This window comes from Streptomyces sp. NPDC046859, from assembly GCF_040645135.1.
Lineage (GTDB): Bacteria > Actinomycetota > Actinomycetes > Streptomycetales > Streptomycetaceae > Streptomyces.
In genome coordinates this window covers 180412-199705 of sequence record NZ_JBEYXR010000011.1, presented here as the reverse complement: position 1 = coordinate 199705, position 19294 = coordinate 180412, and the positions used below count along the sequence as shown (strand labels likewise).

At 67.8% G+C, this 19294-nt stretch carries 20 protein-coding genes; 5 read left to right on the top strand and 15 right to left on the bottom strand.

Annotated elements, in window-relative coordinates; all coding sequences use genetic code 11:
- Positions 1-3: 3 nt before the first annotated feature.
- The 3 genes from ABZ899_RS18965 to ABZ899_RS18955 form a co-directional block, all read right to left on the bottom strand.
- Positions 4-411: a hypothetical protein gene (locus tag ABZ899_RS18965; protein WP_361347178.1), complete on the bottom strand. Its 408-nt coding sequence runs from the start codon at positions 409-411 to the stop codon at positions 4-6.
- Between the two features lie 208 nt (positions 412-619).
- Positions 620-1702 carry a PE-PGRS family protein gene (locus ABZ899_RS18960; protein WP_361347176.1) on the bottom strand — a complete coding sequence of 361 codons (1083 nt, stop codon included), beginning with the start codon at positions 1700-1702 and terminating at the stop codon, positions 620-622.
- A 20-nt stretch (positions 1703-1722) separates the two neighbouring features.
- On the bottom strand, positions 1723-2091 hold the full coding sequence (locus ABZ899_RS18955; RefSeq protein WP_361347173.1) for a hypothetical protein: 369 nt from the start codon (positions 2089-2091) through the stop codon (positions 1723-1725).
- Positions 2092-2461: 370 nt separating this feature from the next.
- Between ABZ899_RS18955 and ABZ899_RS18950 the strand changes: the two genes are divergently transcribed.
- Together ABZ899_RS18950 and ABZ899_RS18945 are read left to right on the top strand one after the other, a co-directional pair.
- The gene (locus tag ABZ899_RS18950; protein ID WP_361347171.1) at positions 2462-2758 is read left to right on the top strand and encodes a hypothetical protein; all 297 of its coding nucleotides are present in this window, start codon (positions 2462-2464) and stop codon (positions 2756-2758) included.
- A gap of 82 nt (positions 2759-2840) precedes the next feature.
- Positions 2841-3443, top strand: a complete 603-nt coding sequence (locus tag ABZ899_RS18945; protein WP_361347168.1) for a hypothetical protein — start codon at positions 2841-2843, stop codon at positions 3441-3443.
- A 33-nt stretch (positions 3444-3476) separates the two neighbouring features.
- Here the strand turns inward: ABZ899_RS18945 and ABZ899_RS18940 are convergent, their stop codons facing one another.
- The 12 genes from ABZ899_RS18940 to eccB form a co-directional block, all read right to left on the bottom strand.
- Positions 3477-3791, bottom strand: a complete 315-nt coding sequence (locus ABZ899_RS18940; protein WP_361347165.1) for a hypothetical protein — start codon at positions 3789-3791, stop codon at positions 3477-3479.
- A gap of 134 nt (positions 3792-3925) precedes the next feature.
- Entirely contained in the window at positions 3926-5278 is a 1353-nt protein-coding gene (locus ABZ899_RS18935) for a hypothetical protein (protein ID WP_361347162.1), read from the bottom strand.
- On the bottom strand, positions 5275-6441 hold the full coding sequence (locus tag ABZ899_RS18930; protein WP_361347160.1) for a WXG100 family type VII secretion target: 1167 nt from the start codon (positions 6439-6441) through the stop codon (positions 5275-5277). Before ABZ899_RS18930 ends, ABZ899_RS18935 begins: the two co-directional genes overlap by 4 nt.
- Positions 6438-6773: a hypothetical protein gene (locus ABZ899_RS18925; protein ID WP_361347159.1), complete on the bottom strand. Its 336-nt coding sequence runs from the start codon at positions 6771-6773 to the stop codon at positions 6438-6440. The genes ABZ899_RS18930 and ABZ899_RS18925 overlap by 4 nt, the downstream gene beginning before the upstream one ends.
- A gap of 128 nt (positions 6774-6901) precedes the next feature.
- Positions 6902-8215: a S8 family serine peptidase gene (locus ABZ899_RS18920; protein WP_361347156.1), complete on the bottom strand. Its 1314-nt coding sequence runs from the start codon at positions 8213-8215 to the stop codon at positions 6902-6904.
- A 435-nt stretch (positions 8216-8650) separates the two neighbouring features.
- Positions 8651-9940 carry a type VII secretion-associated serine protease mycosin gene (gene mycP, locus ABZ899_RS18915; RefSeq protein ID WP_361347153.1) on the bottom strand — a complete coding sequence of 430 codons (1290 nt, stop codon included), beginning with the start codon at positions 9938-9940 and terminating at the stop codon, positions 8651-8653.
- A gap of 79 nt (positions 9941-10019) precedes the next feature.
- Positions 10020-11471 carry a hypothetical protein gene (locus ABZ899_RS18910; protein WP_361347150.1) on the bottom strand — a complete coding sequence of 484 codons (1452 nt, stop codon included), beginning with the start codon at positions 11469-11471 and terminating at the stop codon, positions 10020-10022.
- 35 nt (positions 11472-11506) lie between these two features.
- Positions 11507-11845: a hypothetical protein gene (locus ABZ899_RS18905; protein WP_361347147.1), complete on the bottom strand. Its 339-nt coding sequence runs from the start codon at positions 11843-11845 to the stop codon at positions 11507-11509.
- 66 nt (positions 11846-11911) lie between these two features.
- Complete coding sequence (gene mycP / locus ABZ899_RS18900) at positions 11912-13171, bottom strand: type VII secretion-associated serine protease mycosin (RefSeq protein WP_361347144.1); 1260 nt, start codon at positions 13169-13171, stop codon at positions 11912-11914.
- Between the two features lie 209 nt (positions 13172-13380).
- A complete protein-coding gene (locus ABZ899_RS18895) occupies positions 13381-13671 on the bottom strand; it encodes a WXG100 family type VII secretion target (protein ID WP_055623213.1) in 291 nt (96 codons plus the stop codon).
- Positions 13672-13769: 98 nt separating this feature from the next.
- Entirely contained in the window at positions 13770-14081 is a 312-nt protein-coding gene (locus ABZ899_RS18890) for a WXG100 family type VII secretion target (protein ID WP_055623214.1), read from the bottom strand.
- Between the two features lie 246 nt (positions 14082-14327).
- A complete protein-coding gene (eccB, locus tag ABZ899_RS18885; RefSeq protein ID WP_361347140.1) occupies positions 14328-15890 on the bottom strand; it encodes a type VII secretion protein EccB in 1563 nt (520 codons plus the stop codon).
- A 374-nt stretch (positions 15891-16264) separates the two neighbouring features.
- On the opposite strand from eccB, the gene eccE reads away from it, so the two are divergent.
- The 3 genes from eccE to ABZ899_RS18870 form a co-directional block, all read left to right on the top strand.
- Positions 16265-17575, top strand: a complete 1311-nt coding sequence (gene eccE / locus ABZ899_RS18880; protein WP_361347138.1) for a type VII secretion protein EccE — start codon at positions 16265-16267, stop codon at positions 17573-17575.
- Positions 17575-18414 carry a hypothetical protein gene (locus tag ABZ899_RS18875; RefSeq protein ID WP_361347136.1) on the top strand — a complete coding sequence of 280 codons (840 nt, stop codon included), beginning with the start codon at positions 17575-17577 and terminating at the stop codon, positions 18412-18414. The genes eccE and ABZ899_RS18875 overlap by 1 nt, the downstream gene beginning before the upstream one ends.
- 390 nt (positions 18415-18804) lie before the next feature.
- Positions 18805-19294, top strand: a 490-nt coding sequence (locus tag ABZ899_RS18870) for an SCO5717 family growth-regulating ATPase (RefSeq protein ID WP_361347133.1), incomplete at its 3' end; no start/stop codon positions are given.

The following is a 19294-nucleotide window of genomic DNA, read 5'->3' as shown; positions in this document are numbered from 1 at the left end:
CACTCAGTACAAGGACCAGCCACGTCCGTCGTGACGTGACTTCGCGTCCGATCGGTTCTCGGACGCGGCACGCCCCTCTTCTTCCTTCCGCCGCTCCTGGAGCTGGTGCTCTCCCTCTGCGGCGAGCTCCGCACGCTCACTGTCGGACATGGCGGCCCACTTCTCAGCCAGTGGCGTCGACTGCTGGACGGCCTCCTCGGCATACACCGAGACATTGGCTGCCTCACGCAGCCCCATCCGCCCGGAGAGAACTTCCTGTGCCATTTCCTTGAGTGCCGGACCACCCAGACCCGAGGCCAGATGCTCAAGTGACTGCCGCAGGATCTTCGCCTGAGCAGGGTCCTGCTGCGTCATCTCGAAGAACTCGGAGTCGTCTACGCGTCTCTCGGAGTCGTCACGGGCGCTGTCCAAGGGAACACCTCATCGGTGGTCGGCGGGTCTCGACCGGCGTGAACTTACCAATGCACCCGCGAGCCCTTCAACGCGCCGTGGGCGCCTACTCGCCTGCTTCGCCTCAACTCGGCTGACGAAAAGCGGACATAGCCTCTGCAGAAAGGTGTACAGGTCCCCTGGAGAGTCGGCCACCGAACTCAGCGCATGGACTCTTAGGGACAAACCATCACCCGAACTCGCTCCGCGCCCAGTCCTCCCCGACCCCCGAAGCGGCCGGAGGGCTGGAGGGACGGGACGGACGGGGAGCTGCGGTGTGGGCAGCCGCCGCAGGCACGGCGGGCGGGTCGGCGGGTGATTCGGCGGCCGGAGTCGGATCGCCGGATGCCTGCTCCCCGCCCGTCCCGCCATGCCCGCTCAGCGCGTCGACTCCCCGCTGCACGCGGTCACCGGCCGCGCCTGTGACCGCCTCCGTGCCACGGTCGATGTACGTATTCGGATCGAGGTAACCGGCGAGCGACGAGCCCTCTCCTCCCGTGACCTCGGTCCTCAGGCCGTCCAGGTACTCGCCGCCCGCCTTCCTCGCGACGTCGGCCGTCTCCCCGAGATCGATGCCGGAACGGGCGTCGAAGTAGGCCTCGATGCCCTGCTGGCCGACGTTCTGGGCCATGCCGACGGCGGCCTCGCGGGCCTTCTCCTTGGCCGCGTCGACGACCTTCTCCTGGACGATCTGCTTGACCTGCTCCTTGACGACCCGCTTGGCGACCTTCTTCAGGGCGTCCACGGTGGCGTGCTCCATGGCCTTCGTGACGGCCTCCATGACCTCCTTCTTGAGGCGGTCGAGCAGCTCGCGGACGATGACACGGGCGGCTTGGGTCGCGCCCATCGCCCCGAGCTCGGACAGCCCGAAGGTGAAGGGCGCCGCCGCCTGCGCCGCGATGATCTCGATGGCGAGGGCGATGAGCTGGGCGATGACGGACAGTTTCGCCGTGAGGACCGCGATGGCGGCCGCGTCGAAGGCCAGGGCGATCACCTCGCACGCGATGCTCGCGTCGGGCAGGTATCTGTCCTCGCCGTTCGCGCCGGTGTAGGCGCCCCAGTCCTTGCTGAAGCCCTCGATGGCCGAGCCGGCATTGCCGGCGACGACGGTACGGGCGAAGCCCTCGCCCTGCGCCTGGATCTTCTCGAGTTCCGCGCCGAAGCCGCGCCAGGTCTCGGCGACCTGGTGGAGCGCCTCCTCGTCGGCCTCGGGCCAGTTGTAACCGAGCAGGTCCAGCACCCAGACGAGCTCGCCGGGCAGAGTGAGCGACATGTGAAATCCCCCGGGCCCGCTCAGAGTTGACCGGCGATGCCGCTCAGCAGGCCGCTGTTCGAGGTGTCGGAGGCGTCGTACGTGCGGGCGTTGTCCTGAAGTGTGCGCCCGATCTCCTGGAGCCGTTCGGCGAGACTGTCCATCGAGGTGAGGATTCCGTCCCGGATCGGCGTGTAGATCTCGCCGAAGACATCTCCGAAATCGGCGTCCGACCAGGGCTCTCCGAGACCTTCAAGAGAACTCTCCAGTTTTTTGGACGCCTTGGCGAAATCGGCTCCGAGGTCGCTGAAATTCTGGCCCTGCCGTCGCAGCACAGCCGTATCCACGTCAAATCCGCCGAACGTCATCGCATCTCCCCCGAACTCCCGGTGCAGCACGTCATATTGCACGACAGGCCGGTAGCTTAGACTCCTCGCGCACGACCCGGAAAGTCGATGGGTCAAGAGATCGTCAAGTTGACCAAAGGACACCCAAGTGGTGACGTCACCGCCGCATCACCCCAGCTCAGCAAGCCTCTGGACGGGACGGCTCATAGGGCTCGGAGCACTCCTCGCGGCTGTAGTCATCGCCGCGGTGGCGATACCGGAACTGCGCAGTGAACTCGCGGGAGAAGGGACCGAGGGAACCCTCACGGTTTCTTCATGCGAGGCACACACGAAGACTCGTTACGGTACGCACCGACGTTCCACCGAACTCCGGTTCAACTGCGTCGGGACCTGGACCGCGCGGCACGGTGACACTTCCTACGAGGACGTGGAAGTGGACACTTCATCGCGTTTCGAGACAGGCTCGAAGATCCCCGTGATACAGGTCGACGACACGTTCGAACTTCCCCAGGACCGCGATCCCGGGGACGACGCGGCCGTCGTCGCGCTCTGTCTCTCCCTGCTCGCCGCGGGCGCCTACTGCCTGCTGACCGGCTTCGGTGCCCGCAACGGCATCGGCTTCGCCGCGTCCTGGCGACGCCTGCCGGCCGCCACCGTCACCGGCCCGCTGCTGGGCGGCCTCTTCGCCCTGGGTCTCCTGGCGGCGTTGATCTGCGCGCTCGTCCTGTGAAGCCCGAATCCTGGACCGCCCGCCCCGAACACGCGCTCTCGCCCGTGACCACCCCCGTAATCGCACCGTGAGGAACACCCCCATGGCACAAGCACAAGCGAGCTCCACCTCGTCGGGATCGAGCGCGGGCGGCCTCGGCCGGCTGATCGGCGTCGGCCTGATCCTGGCGAGCGTGGTCCTCCTGGCCCTGGGCGCCTACCTCGGGCCGTACACGTACTCCACGTCCACTGCGGGCAAGCTCACGGTCGAGACCTGCACGGTCGACTACAAGCACCGCAGCGGTTCGTCCAGCACCTCGCGCAAGCGCACCAAGACCAGGTGGTGCTACGGCACGTTCACCGCCACCGACGGCTCCGTCAAGGATCTCAACGCCGAGCTGCGCAGCGACTCCCTGCACCAGCGGGGCGAGGTGATCGAGGCCCTGAAGACCGGTGACACGTCCTACCAGCAGGACCACGGCTGGGTGGGCTCGATCGCGGTCGGCTGCGCGTGGTGGTTCGGCTCCCTGATCCCTCTCGCCCTCGGACTCCTGTGCACCACCACGGGCTTCGCCTTCGGCGGCACCTCCGACTTCAACCGTGCCAAGCAGGCGGTGGGACACGGTCTGCTCAGCACGGTCTACACACTGATCGCGGTGGGTGTGGTCGGCGTCGGGCTCAGCCTGCTGGTGATGTTCTTCGCGTAGGCGGAGCAGCACTCCGCCTACGCGGGGAGAATCTCACTGGCCCCCGTTCGGCGGCTGCTGGCCGTAGGGATTCGGCTGCTGGGGCTGGGGGGCCTGTCCGGGCGGGGGCGGATATCCGGGGGCGGCGTTCTGCTGGTACGGGTTCGGCGGGTGCGCGCTCTGCGGGTACGGCTGCTGCCCCGGGGGCGGGTACGCCGGCTGCTGGGGCGAATAGCCCGGCTGGGGATGGCCGTGCGGGCCGGGGCCGACCTGACCGGGTCCGGAGGAGCGGCGGCCGCGCACTACGGCGAAGACGATGCCAAGACCGATCAGCACGACGAGGCCGACCATCAGGACGATTGCGCCCATGGAAGGTGTCCCTTCTCGATAGGTGGGGGGGAACGGTGGGTGGCCGCCCCGCAGTGCCCAAGCCTGCCGCAGGACGCAACACGGCACACGGCCGGCGGCCCGGAATCAGCCGTGACGCACGTGACAGTCGCCGTTCACGAGGTACGGACAGTTCCTGTGCGGACGTCCTGCAGCGAGGCCCCGATCTTCAGGTACTGCTGCACGCGACGCCTTGCACGCCTCCGCCCGCGCAGCACCACGACGACGGATGTGATGGCGAGAACGACCGTCCCGGCGTCCCCTACCCCGAAGGTGGTCACGCCGAGGATCGGGATGGCGGCCAGGAGTGAGCGTAGGAAAATGTAGTTGGCGTGCGCCTCGACCGGAGAGGCGGGGTGGATCGCCCTCACACCTTCCGGGTCGGGAAGATCGTGATCATCACCCGGTACCGCGTCCGCCGGTAGTTCCGCCGCGGGATCGGCGGTCTCGAGCCAACCGGCGACGAAACGGCCGTCGTCCAGGACCAGTACGCCGACTCCCACCGACTTCGCGTACGCGAGGTCGCGGCCATCGCCGTACCAGTAGGCCGTTCCCCGCGCGCCCTTGAGGTCCTTGGCCAGGGGCACGTGGTGGACGATGTCATCCAGATAGAGGTGCAGAAGCAGGTCGTCGCCGTCCGTACTGGCCATATGGACGCGCGGTTTGAGGTGTGTGGTCACCCGGCTGGTTGGTGGGCGCTCGTCGATGGCCACTCCCACCCCGGTGACACGGACGGGCAGAACGCGCAGCCGCTTCTTCTGGACTCCGCGAGGAAGGTGCCCCACGGGATCTGAGCGCCATCTGCCGACCAGGGCCAACAACCAGCAGGCCGTGAGGTACATCGACGTCACCAGAATCGTCCCTGCGTCTGCCCGTCCGCCGATCTGCTCCTCGAGCCATTGCCGGTCGCCGATGAGGTAGCCGCTCTCCGGGGACGAAGGCGCGAAGAGCACCCAGGTCTCCTCTCCCCGCAACGGCTCCTTCCTCGAGATCAGCCCCGTCTCGTAGGTCTCCGTACCTGTCTCGTACGGCACGGACACCCGCACGGTGGAGTCGTACTGCCGGTTGCGCCCCGTCCCGATGTGTTCCGCCGACAGGACTTTCTCGATCTTGGTGGAGCGGATCGCGTGCCCGGCATCGAAGATCGTCCAGGCTGCGGGAGAGGGCGAGAGCACAGCGTGGGCGACGAGAGAGGCGACCACCGGCCAGGACATCGTCGCGAAGTTGACCCACGCGTTGCGTTGGTCGGCCCACCAGTGCCTGCCCGCGCCGTCGTCACGGCCCGGGACGGGGCGTCGGACGAGGAAGATGCTCGCGCCCGCAGCCACTGCGCCCAGCATCAGGCACGCGAAGAGATCCCATCGGGGCAGGCGGAGGGAGGGCTGGAGGAGGACGATGGACACCGTGGTGGCGAGGGACAGGCCCAGCAGAGTCAGGCAGCGGACCAAAGCGCTGGAGCCCACCGTCATCCGAACTCTTCTTCAAGACTGCGCTGTTCGCGCCCGAACGCCGTGTGCGGCCCTTCCGCTTCCTTCTCCCGACGGCGCTTGGGGTCTTCCGGCGGTTCGGGGCGATCGGCGAGTTCTCCGCCGGCGCCCGCCAGTCCGGCGGTGACGCCTCCGGCGGGGCCCTCGATGGCGAAGTCGGGATTCTCGCCGCGCCGCCCGTAGCGTGAGGCATCCCAGTCCCTGGCCGTGGGGATGGCGTCCCTGTACCGCCCGACGGCGCCGACGGTCGCCCCGCCGACCGCTCCGCCCGCCGCATTGACTCCGAGGTTCTTCAACCACGCGGGGTCTTCGTTCGTGGTGAGGGCGGTGTGGGCGTCCGTGGCGAGGCCTCCGGCCATGTTGCCCACGGCGCCGCCCGCGGCGTTCTCGACGAGCGACCCCGCCGCGTCGCCGAGTCTCGGGAACATTCGGCGCGTGAGGGCACTTGCTGGCCCGGCGACGGGGGTGCCGGCGGCGGCGGCGAGACCTCCCTGCCACGTCGATTCCCACACCTTGGCCGCGTCGACGTTCTCGCCGGTGAGGCCCGCGCCGAGTAGGGATCCGCCGGTGTTGCCGACCCAGTTCACGAAGAACCCGGCCGTCAACCGGGTCATCGTCCCGGCCTGCTGGTAAGCACGGATGGCCTGCGCGATCCGGCGCAGCAGCGCGCCCAGGCGGGCGGAGATGCGGACGGCCTGGGCGGCGAGGCGGGTGACGTTCGCGGCGGCGGCACCGCCTGCTACGCCGAAGCTGACGAACGACAGGGCGACACCGACGCCGATGGATACGCCGATCTCGGCGTAGATGGCGTGGATCTCTTCGTTGACGGCCTCGATCTCGTCGGCGACGGCGTCGAGTTGTGCGGCGATGTCGTCGTACTCCTCGACCGCGTCCTGGACGGCCGCCTTGAACTCACGCCAGTGGTGCTTGAAGGCTTCTGCCGCCGGTCCTCGCCAGGTGTGGCCGACGGTGTCCTCGACATTTCGGTCGAGAGCTTTGAGGAGACCGTCCGGGCCCGCGACATCCGACTTGAGTTGTCGCCAAGCTTTGGCGGCCTGTCGGAGTTCGGCCGGTCGGCCACCGGGGTTGATGAGCTCGAGGCCGAGTTCGATGAGCTCTTCCGTGCCGGTCTCGTTGCCGCTCATCCTTGTGCTCCGGTGCTTTTACCGAAGAGCACGGCGACGTCGCCGTCGGTGACTTCCGTGTTCTTGTTGACCTGCCGCAACGCCTCGGCGAGCGTGTCCAGGTGCTGGTGGACGGCTTTCATGGCGCCGGCTGCGGTGGTCGAGTACTCGATGTAGGCGTTTCGGACTTCGTCCGACTCCGTCAGAAAACCGAAGCCGTCGGAGATCGCCTCTTCTCCGGTCTCGTCACGGAATTTCTTGAGATAGGCGCGCAGGTCGTACGCCTGTAACTCGAATTTTTTGGCTAGATTCCGGCCCACGCCGTCTTCGTAGGACGCCGAATTGGCAGCCATGGCGCCCCCTGCTTCCCCTGTGCACGCTCACGCTCGTACTGATCTCAACGAGCGGTGACGGCAGCGGTTTCGCACACACCGGCGCCCCGGGCGTGTCGCTGCCCGGGGCACGGGATGGGACGTTGCTGTCAGGAGTACGGGTTGGGGTTCTGCGGCCCCTGGCCCTGACCGGGGTACGGCGGGTAGCCCTGACCGGGGGTACCTGCGTTGGGGTACGGCTGGTAGCCCGGCCCCTGAGCTGGGGTGCCGCCGCCGGCGCCGGGGCCGCCGTTGTTGCCGCCGTTGCGGCGGTTGCGGAGGACGGCGAGGAGGAAGCCGACGATGACCACCGCTACGGCGATGCCGCCGATCAGGAGAATCTTGCCGGAGGAGAACTTCTTCTTCTTTTTCTTGGCGTGGGTGGTGCTGTCGCTGTCGTCCGACCCTGCCACGGAATTCGTCGAGGTCGACGACGATCCCTTGAGGAAGGGACCCTGCTTGGACCCCTTGGGGATGTCCATGGTGAGGGCGGTGCCGGGCCGGGCGATGCCGTAGCCGAGTTCGCGGTCCGGGGCCTTCTTACCTTCATGCTGGAGGAAGGACGCGGACTTCACCAGGCGGTTAATGATTTGCCCTGCGGTCAGGTCGGGGTACTTGGAGCGGAGGAGAGCGACGATGGCTGATACGTAGGCGGTCGAGCCCGAAGTACCGTCTGCCACTACGTAGCCACTAGAACTGGTGGGGTCAGCCTGAGGGGTTTCAACACCAGGCGCTGCAACCGTTACGTTGCCGGTGTTTGATTTCGACCAGAAGTTGAGGCCCTGATTCACAGCGGATACGGCGACCACACCCGGGAGAGCAGCAGGATAGTTGACGGTGCCAGCATCATTTCCCGCACCAGCCACTACCACCGCGTCATGATCTTGCGCGTACTCAATCGCCTTAGCGGCCTTGGATCCGGGATAGGCGGAAGAGTCAACCAGCGACAAATTGATCACAGTGGCGCCATGGTCCACCGCATAGCGAACTCCGGCGGCCCATTCCGTCGTATTTAGTTTGTCACCGTTTGAGCCAGTACGAATCGGCAGAATTTTTGCCTTCGGTGCAAGACCCAGGACTCCCGATGAGCCATTTACCCCATGGCCATGTCCGGCGATGAGACTGGCCATGCCGGTTCCATGCCCGTCATCATCCTTGTGTGGGTCGCCGGCGTTGGTGAAGTCCTTTCCAGGCAGGACCTGACCAGTCAGATCTGGGTGACTAGCATCAACCCCCGAGTCGATCACCGCGACCGTGACGCCTTCTCCCTGAGACGTCTTCCACACCTTCTCAGCGTCATAAACGGTCAGAGGCCATTGAGCGTCTCGCACCTGATCAGCCGATGCCATCGGCGCCGAAGTGAGGAGCAAGATGCCCGTCAACGCCACGACTCCAGTGGTGGACCGGACTCGCTTGACACCCATTCCCTTGCTCCTCACTCAGCTTTGGCTACACGAGCCTGGCTCGACGGACGACGGCACGCCGTTTATTCCACTCTCGATGCACTCAATTGGCCGGGTCTCTTCGTCCACGACCGGGTAGTCGGGGTGGCCACGCGGCTGTTCTCGTCCTCGGACCGTCGGTTGCGGCTAGCCCTGGCACTGCGCTGGGTACCGCCGTGGCTGCCAGGAGACCTGCACTTCGCCCGTGCGCCCTTGGTCGCGACAATTACAAGTGCCGCGCAACTCGCCAAGAAACTTAAGCTCGTCGGCTCCGACTCTGCCTCGCCTACTGAGCCTGCTCCTGTGGCACCAACAAGCACCGTGGCCAGTCGCATCGCCGCCTATCACACCGACGGATTCAGCACACTGCCGCGCCCCGGGCGTGTCGCTGCCCGGGACGCGAGGCGTGTGCTCATGTCAGGAGTACGGGTTCGGGTTCTGCGGGCCCTGACCGGGGTGCGATGAGTAGCCCTGGCCCGAGGCAGCGTTGGGATACGGCTGGTAACCCGGGGCCGGAGAGGGCGCACCGGCGCCGGGGCCGCCATTGTTGCCGCCGTTGCGGCGACTCCGGATTACTACGAAGGCGACAACGCCGATGACCACTACTGCGGCGATGCCGCCGATGAGCACGAGGTTGCTGGAGGACTCGTTCTCGGCTTGAGTCGCAGAGTCCTTGCCTGGGGACGACTGGTTAGAGACAGAAGCTGCCTCGAGCTGCCCCAGAGGGTTCTTCTTCGACCCGGCCGGGACGTCCGTTGTGAGCGCAGAGTACGGTCGAACGATGCCGTAGCCGTACTTCTCGTCAGGCGCCTTCAAGCCCTTGTGGTGGGCGAATGTAGCCGTCTTGATCAGGCGGTTGATCACCTGGCCTGCGGTGAGATCAGGATACTTGGATCGGACCAAGGCGGCGGCAGCGGACACATACGCAGTTGCTTCAGAGGTACCACTCGAAACGCCATATCCATTGGACATAGTGTTGTTGGCGCCCACGATGTCCGCACCGGGCGCGGTGAGGGCCAATGCCTTGCCGGTATTTGAATCCTCCCAAAGGTTGGCCTTCTCATTCACAGCACCCACAGACACGACTCCTGGGAGTGCCGCCGGCTCGATCACAGCAGCCCCCTCATTACCAGCCGCCGCAACAACAATCACGTCATGTGCTTGGGCATACGCAATGGCCTCGACACCTTCACTCGAGGTCTTACTGCCGCCATCGCTACCAAACGACAGATTGATGACCTTGGCGCCGTTATCCACCGCATACCGAACAGCGGGCCCCCACGTTTCTTCGAGATTTCTATCTTTTCGCGTCTGGAGTGTGCGCAGCGGCAGAATTTTCGCTTTTGGCGCCAACCCGATGACGCCGGAGTCATTACCAGCACCATGTCCATGACCGGCAATGATGCTCGCCATTTTTGTGCCGTGACCCACAAGGTCCTCATGCGCGTCTTCACCGCCGGTGAAGTCTTTCCCCGCCAGCACTTGACCGTTGAGATCTGGATGTGTGGCATCAACGCCTGAGTCAACTACAGCCACAGTGACGCCCGCACCCTGAGATTCAGGCCATACATCCTCTGCAGCAAAAGCGCCCAGGGCCCATTGCTTTTCTCTGATGTAATCCGCAGACGCAGTGTGGGCTGTGGTGAGGAGCAGACCTCCCGTCAGCGTCAGGACTCCCGCCGCAGACCAGACTCGCTTGAAACCCACTACTCCACTCCTCACTCACCCAATCGGGCTCACCAGCCGTCGGCGGCCGCACACCTCGCTGTGCGGCCGCCGCTCGAACCTACTCGATGGTCCGCGGCACGTTGCGGTTGCGATCCTCTTCGGAGATCCAGGTCTCCTCGTCTTCGACCAGGTAGTCGGGACGGTCACCCTGGCTGTTTTCCTTGTCGGACCGTCGTCCGTTACGACCACCCATACCGCCAGCCATGCCACCAGCCATACCGCCGCGCTGCGTGCCACCGCGACTGCCGTGCAGGCCAGCGCCACCGCCAGCGCCCTTACCGGCGATCCCCTTTGCTGCACCTACGACGCCGCCGCGAGCCTTCGCGAGGGATCCACGGCCGCTTCCCGCACCAGCGCCACGGCCGGCTCCACCAGCTCCAGCACCACCCATACCACCGACGCCGGCTCGTCCTCCGGCACCGCGTCCAGCAGCCGAGCCGCCGCCTGTCATACCCCCGCGGCCACCAAGTGCGCCGATGCCTCCACGGCCGATGGAGGATCCGCGCCCAAAGCCAGGTCCTCCACCAGGCGCAACGATGCCCGGGCCAGACGCCCCGCCAGTGCCGACTCCCCCACTACCGGAGCCTGCGCCAGGGCTGGGTACAGGACCAGTTCCTGTCAGCCCGGGTGTGATGCTGTCAATCTTTGTTCTGGCTGCAGGGAGCTGCGTGCCCCCCGTGATGCCTTGGTCGCGGGGCAGGTTGGGTGCGGGCTTCACACTTGTGGTCGGTCCCGCGCTCCAAGGCTTCGGAGTCGGGCCCGAGGTACCGGGACGCGAAGCACCTCCGCTGGGCGGCGTAACTGGCGGAGGGTACTCCACATCGCGGTTGGGCTCGCCGACATGTCCGTCTCCGGAGTCCCTTATGGTGTTGTTCTTAAGGTTCCGAGTTACCCGCATGTACTGAGCGCCGAGGTTCTCCATAACGCTCACGCCATTGAGTTGAGCCTCACGACTTGCACCGATCTTGCCTTCGTTGATCTGTGCAACTTCCGCCGCTGTCAGCTTGCGGTCCTTCAGGTCGCTAGCCACGGCTTCACCGTTGTCCCACTGCCAGTCACTGAGGGCGTCACCAACCTTCGCCCACCCGCTTGGCTCGTCGATCTCATCCAGCTGCGCTTTGTACCTGCGCAGTTGCGAGCCAGCGTCCGCCATCTGGCCACTATTGAGATCCGCATGCCAAGCTGCGTTACGCAGACTTTGCGAGATCTTGCGCGCCTCCTTTTCGAAGGCACGGGCAGCCTCACCTTCCCAGTGCTCCAGCACATTGTCGACCGACTTGTCGAGCAGGCCAGCAATTCCTCCCCCCTGGCCTCCCGCAAGAATTTCTTGGACTTTACCCCAGTGCCGGCCCGTCTCTTCGATCAGGTCGGGGTTGGTTCCCTCAAGCATCTGCTTCAGCTCTTTGAGCGAGTAGTCGATGAATGAGGTCTTGGTTTCAGGTCGACCCGGGTCTGCGACGCAGACGTCGTTTTCAATTGCAGGCTTAGGTAGCTCTTTGTCACCGGCCACTTGAACTCTCCCTTAATAGGTGATCCTCGATCGGACTACTTGGCGAAGGAGCCGTCCGAGCCCCCTGTGTTACCACCCATTTGGTGCTTGTTCGCGTACTCCTGCTCGGTGTACTTGTCCTTTACCTTGGACGTGCTCTTACCGAACCGGTCGATCAGGTCATGCAACCCCTTGATCGCGCGCTCAAGGTCGTCCTTGGCCCTCTTATGCGCACCGAAGAGGTCGCCCGCCTCTTTGAACGTGCCAATGTTGCCGAAAGCGCTAGCAGGGATCTCCGTGTTGTACCGCGACGTCTGCCCCGCCTTGTCCATGTCGTCCAGCAGCGTCCACAGCTTTCGGATGACCTCGTCCAGCGCGCTCAGATCAACCCGCATCCCGTTACTCATACCCCGTTGTCCTCTCCCCTGTTGTCCAAGTCCTCGGCATCCCCGGATGCCTGCTCATCGCCCGGTCCGTCGGGTGCGCCAGTCCCGTACGGCTACGCCGCTGCCCGCGATCACCAGGGCCAGGGCCACCCCTGTGCCCAATACGTAGATGGCCGTGCGGCGTTCACGTTCCGCCTCGGTCTCGCCCATCGTCACAGCCATCGGGACGACACCGCCAGACCCGGCCTTCACCGGCGGATCCGGTTCCGGAGTCGTGCCCGGGGTCGAGTCGTCCGAGAGAGCCGCCACCGGGTCGACGACGCCCCAGCCGATGAAGCCGTTGGGGCCGCGGCCCGGGCGCTGGGCGGTCTGCTCGATGCGGGTGGCGATCTGGGCCGCCTTCCACTCCGGGTGCTTCTCCTTCAGCAGGGCCGCCACGCCCGCGACGTACGGCGCCGCGAAGCTCGTGCCGTCGGCGGTGCACTGGCCGCCGCCCGGGACGGTGGAGACCATGCCGACGCCGGGTGCCGCCACGTCCACGAAGTCGCCGGACTGCGAGAAGAAGGCCCGCTCGTCGTTGCGGTCGGAGGCGCCGACCGCCAGGACGCCGTCGTACGCGGCCGGGTAGGTGTCGGCGAACTTGCCGTCCGCCCCATCGTTGCCGGCCGCCGCGACGATCAGCGCGCCCTTCTGCACGGCGGAGGCGACGGCGGCGCGCAGTCCCCCGTCGTCCACCTTGTTCGCGGTGTCCGAGGAGATGTTGATGACGTCGGCCCCGGCGGCGACCGCGGCGCCGATCGCCTGGGACATCGTGCGGGAGTTGCCCTGCTTCTCCTCGCCGCCCGTGTAGCGGTAGGACAGGATGTCGGCGTCGGGGGCGAGCCCCACGAAGCCGGTGCCCTTCAGCGGGCGGGCGGCGATGATGCCCGCCACGCGTGTCCCGTGGCCCTCGATGTCCCGGGTGGCGGAGCCGTCGACGTAGCTCTTGCCGCCGGTCACCGCGGCCGTCAGCTGCTGGTTCCGCTTGTCCACGCCCGTGTCGATCACCGCGACCTTGACGCCCTTGCCCGTGGAGTGCTCCCACAGCTGGTCCAGGAGGATCCGCTGGAGCGACCAGGGCGTGGACTTGATGACGTCGCCGCCGAACACGCACTCGGTGCTGGCCGACAGACCGAAGTCCGGGCCGCCGTCGGCCGCCGCCGTGGGGGCGAACGGCGTCGCGGTGACGCAGGTACCCGTCACCGCGAGCACGCCGAGGACCCGCTTCAGTGCGCGGGTCCCACTCGTGCGGCTACGCGAACGGGCCTTGTGGCCCTCCACGTTCAGGCCCCTCATGTCCAGGTCCCCAGGGCTTTCTTGTCGACGGTGTCCCGGCCGCCGGCGCGTGTCCCGCGCCGTTGGCCGATGTGAAGATTCGGCGGATTTACCGTGCGCAGTCCGGAAGACGGTGTGAACGACCCCGAAGCAGAGGTCGGCCCAGCGGACGCCATGGCGTCGGCTGGGCCGAATCTCTTCATCCGATGTCCCCCGGTTCGCCGGCTGGCTCAGCCCCAGGTGGAGGCGTTGCTCTTCTCCGTGGCCTGGTAGTTCTCGGCGGCGCTCTGCAGGGCGGTGGAGATCTTCAGCAGGGTGGAGTGCAGGTCGGCGGCGGTCTGGTCCCACTCGCGCTGCTTGCGCTGGTACCCCTCCTGCGCCTCACCCTCCCAGGTGTTGGCGACGCGCTTGACGGCGGCCTCGAGGTCGTCCAGCTGCTGCTTGATGCGGCCGGCCGTCGACTTCACGTCGGTGGACGCGTTGGTGATGGTTGCGTAATTGACGAGGATCGACATCGTCATTCCCTTTCAGGAAGATTCGGAGGAAAGTCGCTGGAAAGAGGGAGGAGCGGACGGGTCCTGCCGGTGGACGGCACGACGCGCGAACCGGTACGGCTCGATCAGCCGAAGTCCGACATGATCTTGCTGATCTCGGAGTTCTGCTGCTCCTCGGACGCGGAGTAGTTGCTCCGCGTGGAGTCCACGGCTTCCTTGATGTCGTTGAGGATGTCGCTCATCTTCTTCGCGTCCGCGTTCCAGCGCTCCTGCAACTGGCGGTAGGACTGGGCAGCCTGGCCCTTCCAGCCGCCCGCGATCTGGTCGATCACTCCGTTGAGGCGGCGGATCTCGCCCTGCAGCTGACCGTTGGCGGTGCTGATGTCGCTGGAGAGCTTGGTGAGTTCGTCCTCTGTTACCCGGAACTGGCCGGCCATGTGAACCTTCCCCCATGTCGTCGTTGATCCGGGAAACCTGATGCCGTTGCCCGGAGCTGCTTCGCACGCTTGAGCGCTGCAAACACTCTATCGTCAGCCTGTCACTCATCCACAGGCGCGGCCAATCAGTTACACGCCTCACACACACGAGCGACGAAGCTGTGACCCGTGCGCCGTCTTACCTCAAATGGGTTGCGGCAAGGGGTTGTTGGGGCCGGCGGACCGGCCCCCCTGTCCGTACCCGTGTCACTGGCTCTGCGGCTGCGCCGCACCCGCCGTGTCGAGCGTCGGCCCCTTCGGAATGAACGTCGCCCACGTCTGCGGCACGACCGCCGGCTGGTTGAGGTCCTCGTAGCCCAGCCGGGTACGGGCCTTGTCCGTCTCGCTCGCCTCGCCCTGGGACGAGCCGCCGGCCGACGCGGCCGGGTTCTGCGCCTCGCTGTCGTTGCCCTTGGGCAGGGAGTACCGCAGGCCCGTGTCCGTCAGCAGGTACGTGGCGCCGCCGCCCGCGGCCGTACCGGCGACCTCCTGGAACAGCAGGCCGGAGCCGGAGGAGACGTAGGCGCTCAGCGAGTCGGTGATGACCTTCTTGGGGTAGTCGGCCCCGGCCCAGGCCGCCAGGCTCGGCTTGCGGTCCGCGCCGAAGGTGCCCTTGTAGACGCTGCAGGAGGTCCTGATCGTCGCGCCGGTCGCCGTGTTGGCGCTGTTGGCCTGCCGGGGGACGATCTCGGGCCAGCCCTTGTCGGCGTAAAAACGGTCCGCGCGGCCGCCGTTGGCCTCGATGACGGCGCGGGTGTCGACCTTCAGGGCGCCGTTGTCGTCGCGCGCCACGAGCAGGGCGGCGACGAACGGCGAGACGGCCGCGACCTTGTCCTTCAGGACGATGTAGAACTGCTCGCCCTGGGCGTCACGGGCCCGCAGCACCTGGCCGATGGTGCCCGCCTCGGCGGGGAGCCCCTGCACGGCGGTCTGGCCGCCGGCGCCGGGCACGACGGGGAAGGTGATGTCCCCACCGTCGTTGAGGGTGTTGAGCCATTCCTGGCTCACCGGCTGCGGGTCGGTGGTGGCGCTGCTGCCGATGACGGCGGACCGCAGCTGCTCCATGGAGGTCTCGTCGAGTCCGGCCTTCCCGCCGAGCAGGAAGCGGTTCCCCTTGCTGTCGACCAGGTACTCGGTCCTGGTCCTGGTGTCGGTGACGTACAGGGCCTCGCGGGGGTCGACCTTCCCCGTGTTCTCCAGGGACTTGGCGTCGCTGTCGTCGAAGACGAAGACCGCGCGGTCGATGGCCGCCTTGGAGCCCGGCGCCGGACGCTCGCACACCGCCCAGGTCTTGGTCTTCTCGGCGTCCTCCTTGGAGGGGAGCCGGTCGGGCGCGTAGGGGATGCCGATGGTCGCTCCGTGCCGGATGCCGCTCTTGTCGATCTCCTTGCCGGGGACCTCGAGCACGCTGCCCTTGCCCTTGTCGAGCAGCAGCTTCGCGGAGGCGTAGTTGAGGACCGGGTGGAGGACCTTCTCCACCTTGCTGTCCTTGGGGTTCGGGTCGAGGACCACGTACCGCGTGGTGGAGTCGCTGTCGACGATGATGTGCTCGCCGGGGGTGTCCCAGCCCTTGGGAGCGGTGGGCTTGATGACGCCCCATGCGATGAAGCCGATGACCAGGACCACTCCGACGGCGAGGCTCGGCATCACCGTGCGCACGGGGCGCGGGGCGCCTTCCTCCGAGCCGCCCGGCGACGGCGCCAGGAAGGCCGCGACGGTGCGCTTGCGAGCGAACGTGTAGGCGGCGAGCTCGTCCCGACGCTTTGCCATGGTCCCCGTATCTCCCGTTTGGTGATGCTTCGATCGCGCTCGAAAAGGCCGCAACGGCCGTGCAGGGACCTACTATGCCCTGCGCCGTGTGCCGACGATCCCTCAGGTGGGAACCGGCCCTCGCATCTTCACAGAGCTTCTCCACGGCTCTCCACCACGCGGGCGCGGACCATGGCAGGCTGGCCATTTGGGGCTGGGGTGTTGTCCGTGGGTTCGGGTGTCCCCATGTGTCGCCCGAAGTGCCGCAGCGGGTACCGTGAGCCACCCGCATGGATGGTGTGGGCCGATGAAGCCTCCGGCCCGGCGCCGGGATCCGGGACAGCGGTTCCCGCCCGCCCGACGGCCACTACTTCGCGAAAGGGATGTCCCGGGGGATGAGCAGCGCTACGAGCACTCGGCGCGGACGCCGCGCACCGCAGCAACCGGGAGGTCCGGACGGCAGACGTACGCCTGCCGCTCCCTCCGCCGCCTCGCCGCGCACGCTGCCCCGCCCGGGCGGGCTCGGTCCGGTACGTCTGCAGCAGCTGATCCTGGTCGAGCTGGCCGCGGCCGTCATGGTGGCCGCCTGGGCCGCCGGGACATCCTGGCTGCTTGCCCCGGCCGGTGCCGTGGCCGCGCTGCTGCTGCTCCTCGCCGTGCTGCGCCGCGGCCGCCGCCCCCTGCCGGAGTGGTACGAGACGACGCGCGCCCTGAGCCGGCGCCGGCGGGACGCCAAACTGCCCGTGCCGCCGGGGACGGACGCCATGCTGGTGCCGGTCGTCGAGTGCGACCCGGCCCTGCGGACGTACTCCTTCGTGTCCCGTGACGACCGCTCGATCGGGATGATCGGCGACGGCACGTTCCTGACGGCCGTGCTCTTCGTGCAGCCCGGCGACCAGCCGCTGCGCCCCGGAGCGGGCGAACGGCAACTGCCGCTCAAGCTGGTCCAGGACGCCCTGGAGGTCGACGGGATCCGGCTGGCCTCCGTGCAGGTCGTGCAGCACACCCAGCCGGCGCCCGCGCCGCACCTGCCGCCGCAGTCGCTCGCCGCGCGCTCCTACGGCCCGCTCCAGGCGCAGTCCGGTTCGCCCGCGCTGCGGCTGACCTGGGTGGCCCTCAAGCTGGACCCGGAGCTGTGCCCGGAGGCGGTGAAGGCGCGCGGGGACGGGGTCCCGGGCGCGCAGCGCGCCCTGCTGCGGGTGGCGGACCAGTTGGCGAGCCGGCTGGCCGGCGCCGGCTTCAAGGCGACGATCCTCGACGAGACCGAACTGGTGCAGGCGCTCGCGACCTCCAGTTGCCTGAACCCGCGCGCCAACCAGCAGCACGGCCAGGACGGGCGCACCCAGCGCCGTACGGTCGAGGCGGTGCGCACCTGGCGGGTCGACGACCGGTGGCACACCACGTACTGGGTGTCCCGCTGGCCGCAGTTGGGCCCCGGCGGGGTGGCGCTGCCGGAGCTGGTGACGCGGTTCACCTCGCTGCCGGTGCTGGCCACGACGTTCAGCATGACCCTGAGCAAGGCCGGCAACCGGGGTGTCGCCCTCACCGGGCACATCCGTGTCACCGCGCGCGGCGACGACGAACTCGGCGAGGTGGGCAGGGAGTTGGAGCGGGCCGCGAGCGCCGCGAAGGTCGGTCTGGTCCGCCTCGACCGGGAGCAGGTCCCCGGAGCCCTCGCCACTCTGCCGCTCGGAGGTACCTACTGATGTCCCAGCCCGCTCCGACCATGCCCCCGGGACAGCAGGGCCGCACCCCCGGCACCCCGGCCCATGTGGCCTCCCCCACCGACACCGGCATGATCCCGATCATCCGGCAGCCGGAGGCGCCCCAGCGTCAACGGCGCATCTTCAGCCCGGGGTTCGGGCTGCGCGGCCCCCGCCGCAACCGTCACGTGGTGACCGTCGACGAGCTCGCGGCGATCAGCATGCCGATCGGTGACGACGGTGTACTCATCGGCACCGACGCGGAGTCGCAGCCGGCGGTGCTTGGACTGGCCCGGCCCACGCCCTTCGACGTCGTGCTCGTGGGCGGTCTGTGGCTGGCGCAGGTGCTGGCGCTGCGGGCCGCCGCGACCGGGGCGCGCGTGGGTGTGGAGACCGGCCGCCCGCAGGCGTGGCAGCAGTTGGCCCAGGCGGCCGGCGGCGGTCAGCAGTGTGTGACGGTGTACCCGGTGGGCCGGGTGCCCGCGCAGGGCCCGTCCGTGTCCAGCCCGGTCGTGCTGATCCGGGACTGCGGTATCCGTCCGCCGCGTGGACGGGTGACGTCGGTGCCGTGGCAGTCCGTGGTGACGGTGCTGCCGTTCGTCAGCGAGCACGCTCCGCGCTGGCTGGCGCAGGCCCACCTCGTGGGCATCCAGCGCATCTCGCCGTACGAGACCGAGGCCGTGAAGGACACCCTGGGCATCCCGGAGGAGCACCTTCAGCACCTTCCGACGCTGCACGACGGCGTCGCGCTGTGGTGTACGCGCAAGCACCAGAAGTTCGTGATGACCGAGCCCACCGACGCGGAGACGGGGCTGCTCGGTGTGGCCCGCCGGATGGACTGAGCCGTCGTCGGTGCCGGGCGCGGTGTGAACGGGGCGCACCCGCGCGGGACTTGTGCCGGTGTTCACCGGTCGGGCGCTCCGGGGCTCGACCGTCACACCGTCGGAGGCTCGACCGTCGCGTCCTTCGGGGGCTCGACCGGAGGTCCCCCGGGGCCGGCGGCCCGCTTCCGGCGGGCTCGGCGGTCAGGTCCCTCCGGGCCCGGAAACCCCTTCCGTCCACGGAGTCCGGGCTATAGCGTCCGCGCACATGGGGCCTTTTCCGTCCCGCCAAGCGAGTGATTAGGCTTCTGGTGGTGCGGTGACGATCGCAGTCGCGGGGGACTCGCCACTCGGTCCGCCCGGCCGCGACGACGACACGCTCAGCAGCAGTGGCTGACCAGGAGGCAAGCAGTGAACAGGGATCGGTCCGAGTACAACGGCGGGAGCCCTTCCTCGGACGGGGACGATCACGAGGTGGATCTGACGGGCGAGTTCGAAATCGTCTACACACCTCCAGCCTGGTACGCCCAGAGCACGCAGGGTGGCTCCCCGCCGAGCGGTCAGCAGGATGCCGAGCGGGCGGCACCACCGCCGCCGACCGGCCCACCCGTCGGAACGCCCGCGGGTCCACCCGGCGTTCCGGCCGGCCCGGGACCCGCACCGGCCCGGAGCACACCGGCCGCGCCGCAGCAGGGGCAGACCGCGGGTGGCTACGGCTTCCCCCAGCAGCAGTCCGTCCCGGGCGCCGCCCCTGCGTCCGGCGCCTACGGCTACCCGCAGCAGCAGCCCGGTCCGACGGCGCCGCAGCAGAGCCAGGACACCTCCGGCGGATTCGGCACGCCTCAGCCGAACACCCCCGGCGGATTCGGCACGCCTCAGCCGAACACCCCCGGCGGATTCG

What these genes read in the sequence shown, in the direction of transcription:
- ABZ899_RS18925 (WP_361347159.1), bottom strand. Translation starts at nt 6,773, where the DNA reads ATGGCTGCCAATTCGGCGTCCTACGAAGACGGCGTGGGCCGGAATCTA.
- ABZ899_RS18935 (WP_361347162.1), bottom strand. Translation starts at nt 5,278, where the DNA reads ATGACGGTGGGCTCCAGCGCTTTGGTCCGCTGCCTGACTCTGCTGGGC.
- ABZ899_RS18960 (WP_361347176.1), bottom strand. Translation starts at nt 1,702, where the DNA reads ATGTCGCTCACTCTGCCCGGCGAGCTCGTCTGGGTGCTGGACCTGCTC.
- ABZ899_RS18930 (WP_361347160.1), bottom strand. Translation starts at nt 6,441, where the DNA reads ATGAGCGGCAACGAGACCGGCACGGAAGAGCTCATCGAACTCGGCCTC.
- ABZ899_RS18875 (WP_361347136.1), top strand. Translation starts at nt 17,575, where the DNA reads ATGTCCCAGCCCGCTCCGACCATGCCCCCGGGACAGCAGGGCCGCACC.
- ABZ899_RS18905 (WP_361347147.1), bottom strand. Translation starts at nt 11,845, where the DNA reads ATGCGGGTTGATCTGAGCGCGCTGGACGAGGTCATCCGAAAGCTGTGG.
- ABZ899_RS18890 (WP_055623214.1), bottom strand. Translation starts at nt 14,081, where the DNA reads ATGGCCGGCCAGTTCCGGGTAACAGAGGACGAACTCACCAAGCTCTCC.
- eccB (WP_361347140.1), bottom strand. Translation starts at nt 15,890, where the DNA reads ATGGCAAAGCGTCGGGACGAGCTCGCCGCCTACACGTTCGCTCGCAAG.
- mycP (WP_361347144.1), bottom strand. Translation starts at nt 13,171, where the DNA reads ATGAGGGGCCTGAACGTGGAGGGCCACAAGGCCCGTTCGCGTAGCCGC.
- ABZ899_RS18940 (WP_361347165.1), bottom strand. Translation starts at nt 3,791, where the DNA reads ATGGGCGCAATCGTCCTGATGGTCGGCCTCGTCGTGCTGATCGGTCTT.
- ABZ899_RS18920 (WP_361347156.1), bottom strand. Translation starts at nt 8,215, where the DNA reads ATGGGTGTCAAGCGAGTCCGGTCCACCACTGGAGTCGTGGCGTTGACG.
- eccE (WP_361347138.1), top strand. Translation starts at nt 16,265, where the DNA reads ATGAGCAGCGCTACGAGCACTCGGCGCGGACGCCGCGCACCGCAGCAA.
- ABZ899_RS18945 (WP_361347168.1), top strand. Translation starts at nt 2,841, where the DNA reads ATGGCACAAGCACAAGCGAGCTCCACCTCGTCGGGATCGAGCGCGGGC.
- ABZ899_RS18895 (WP_055623213.1), bottom strand. Translation starts at nt 13,671, where the DNA reads ATGACGATGTCGATCCTCGTCAATTACGCAACCATCACCAACGCGTCC.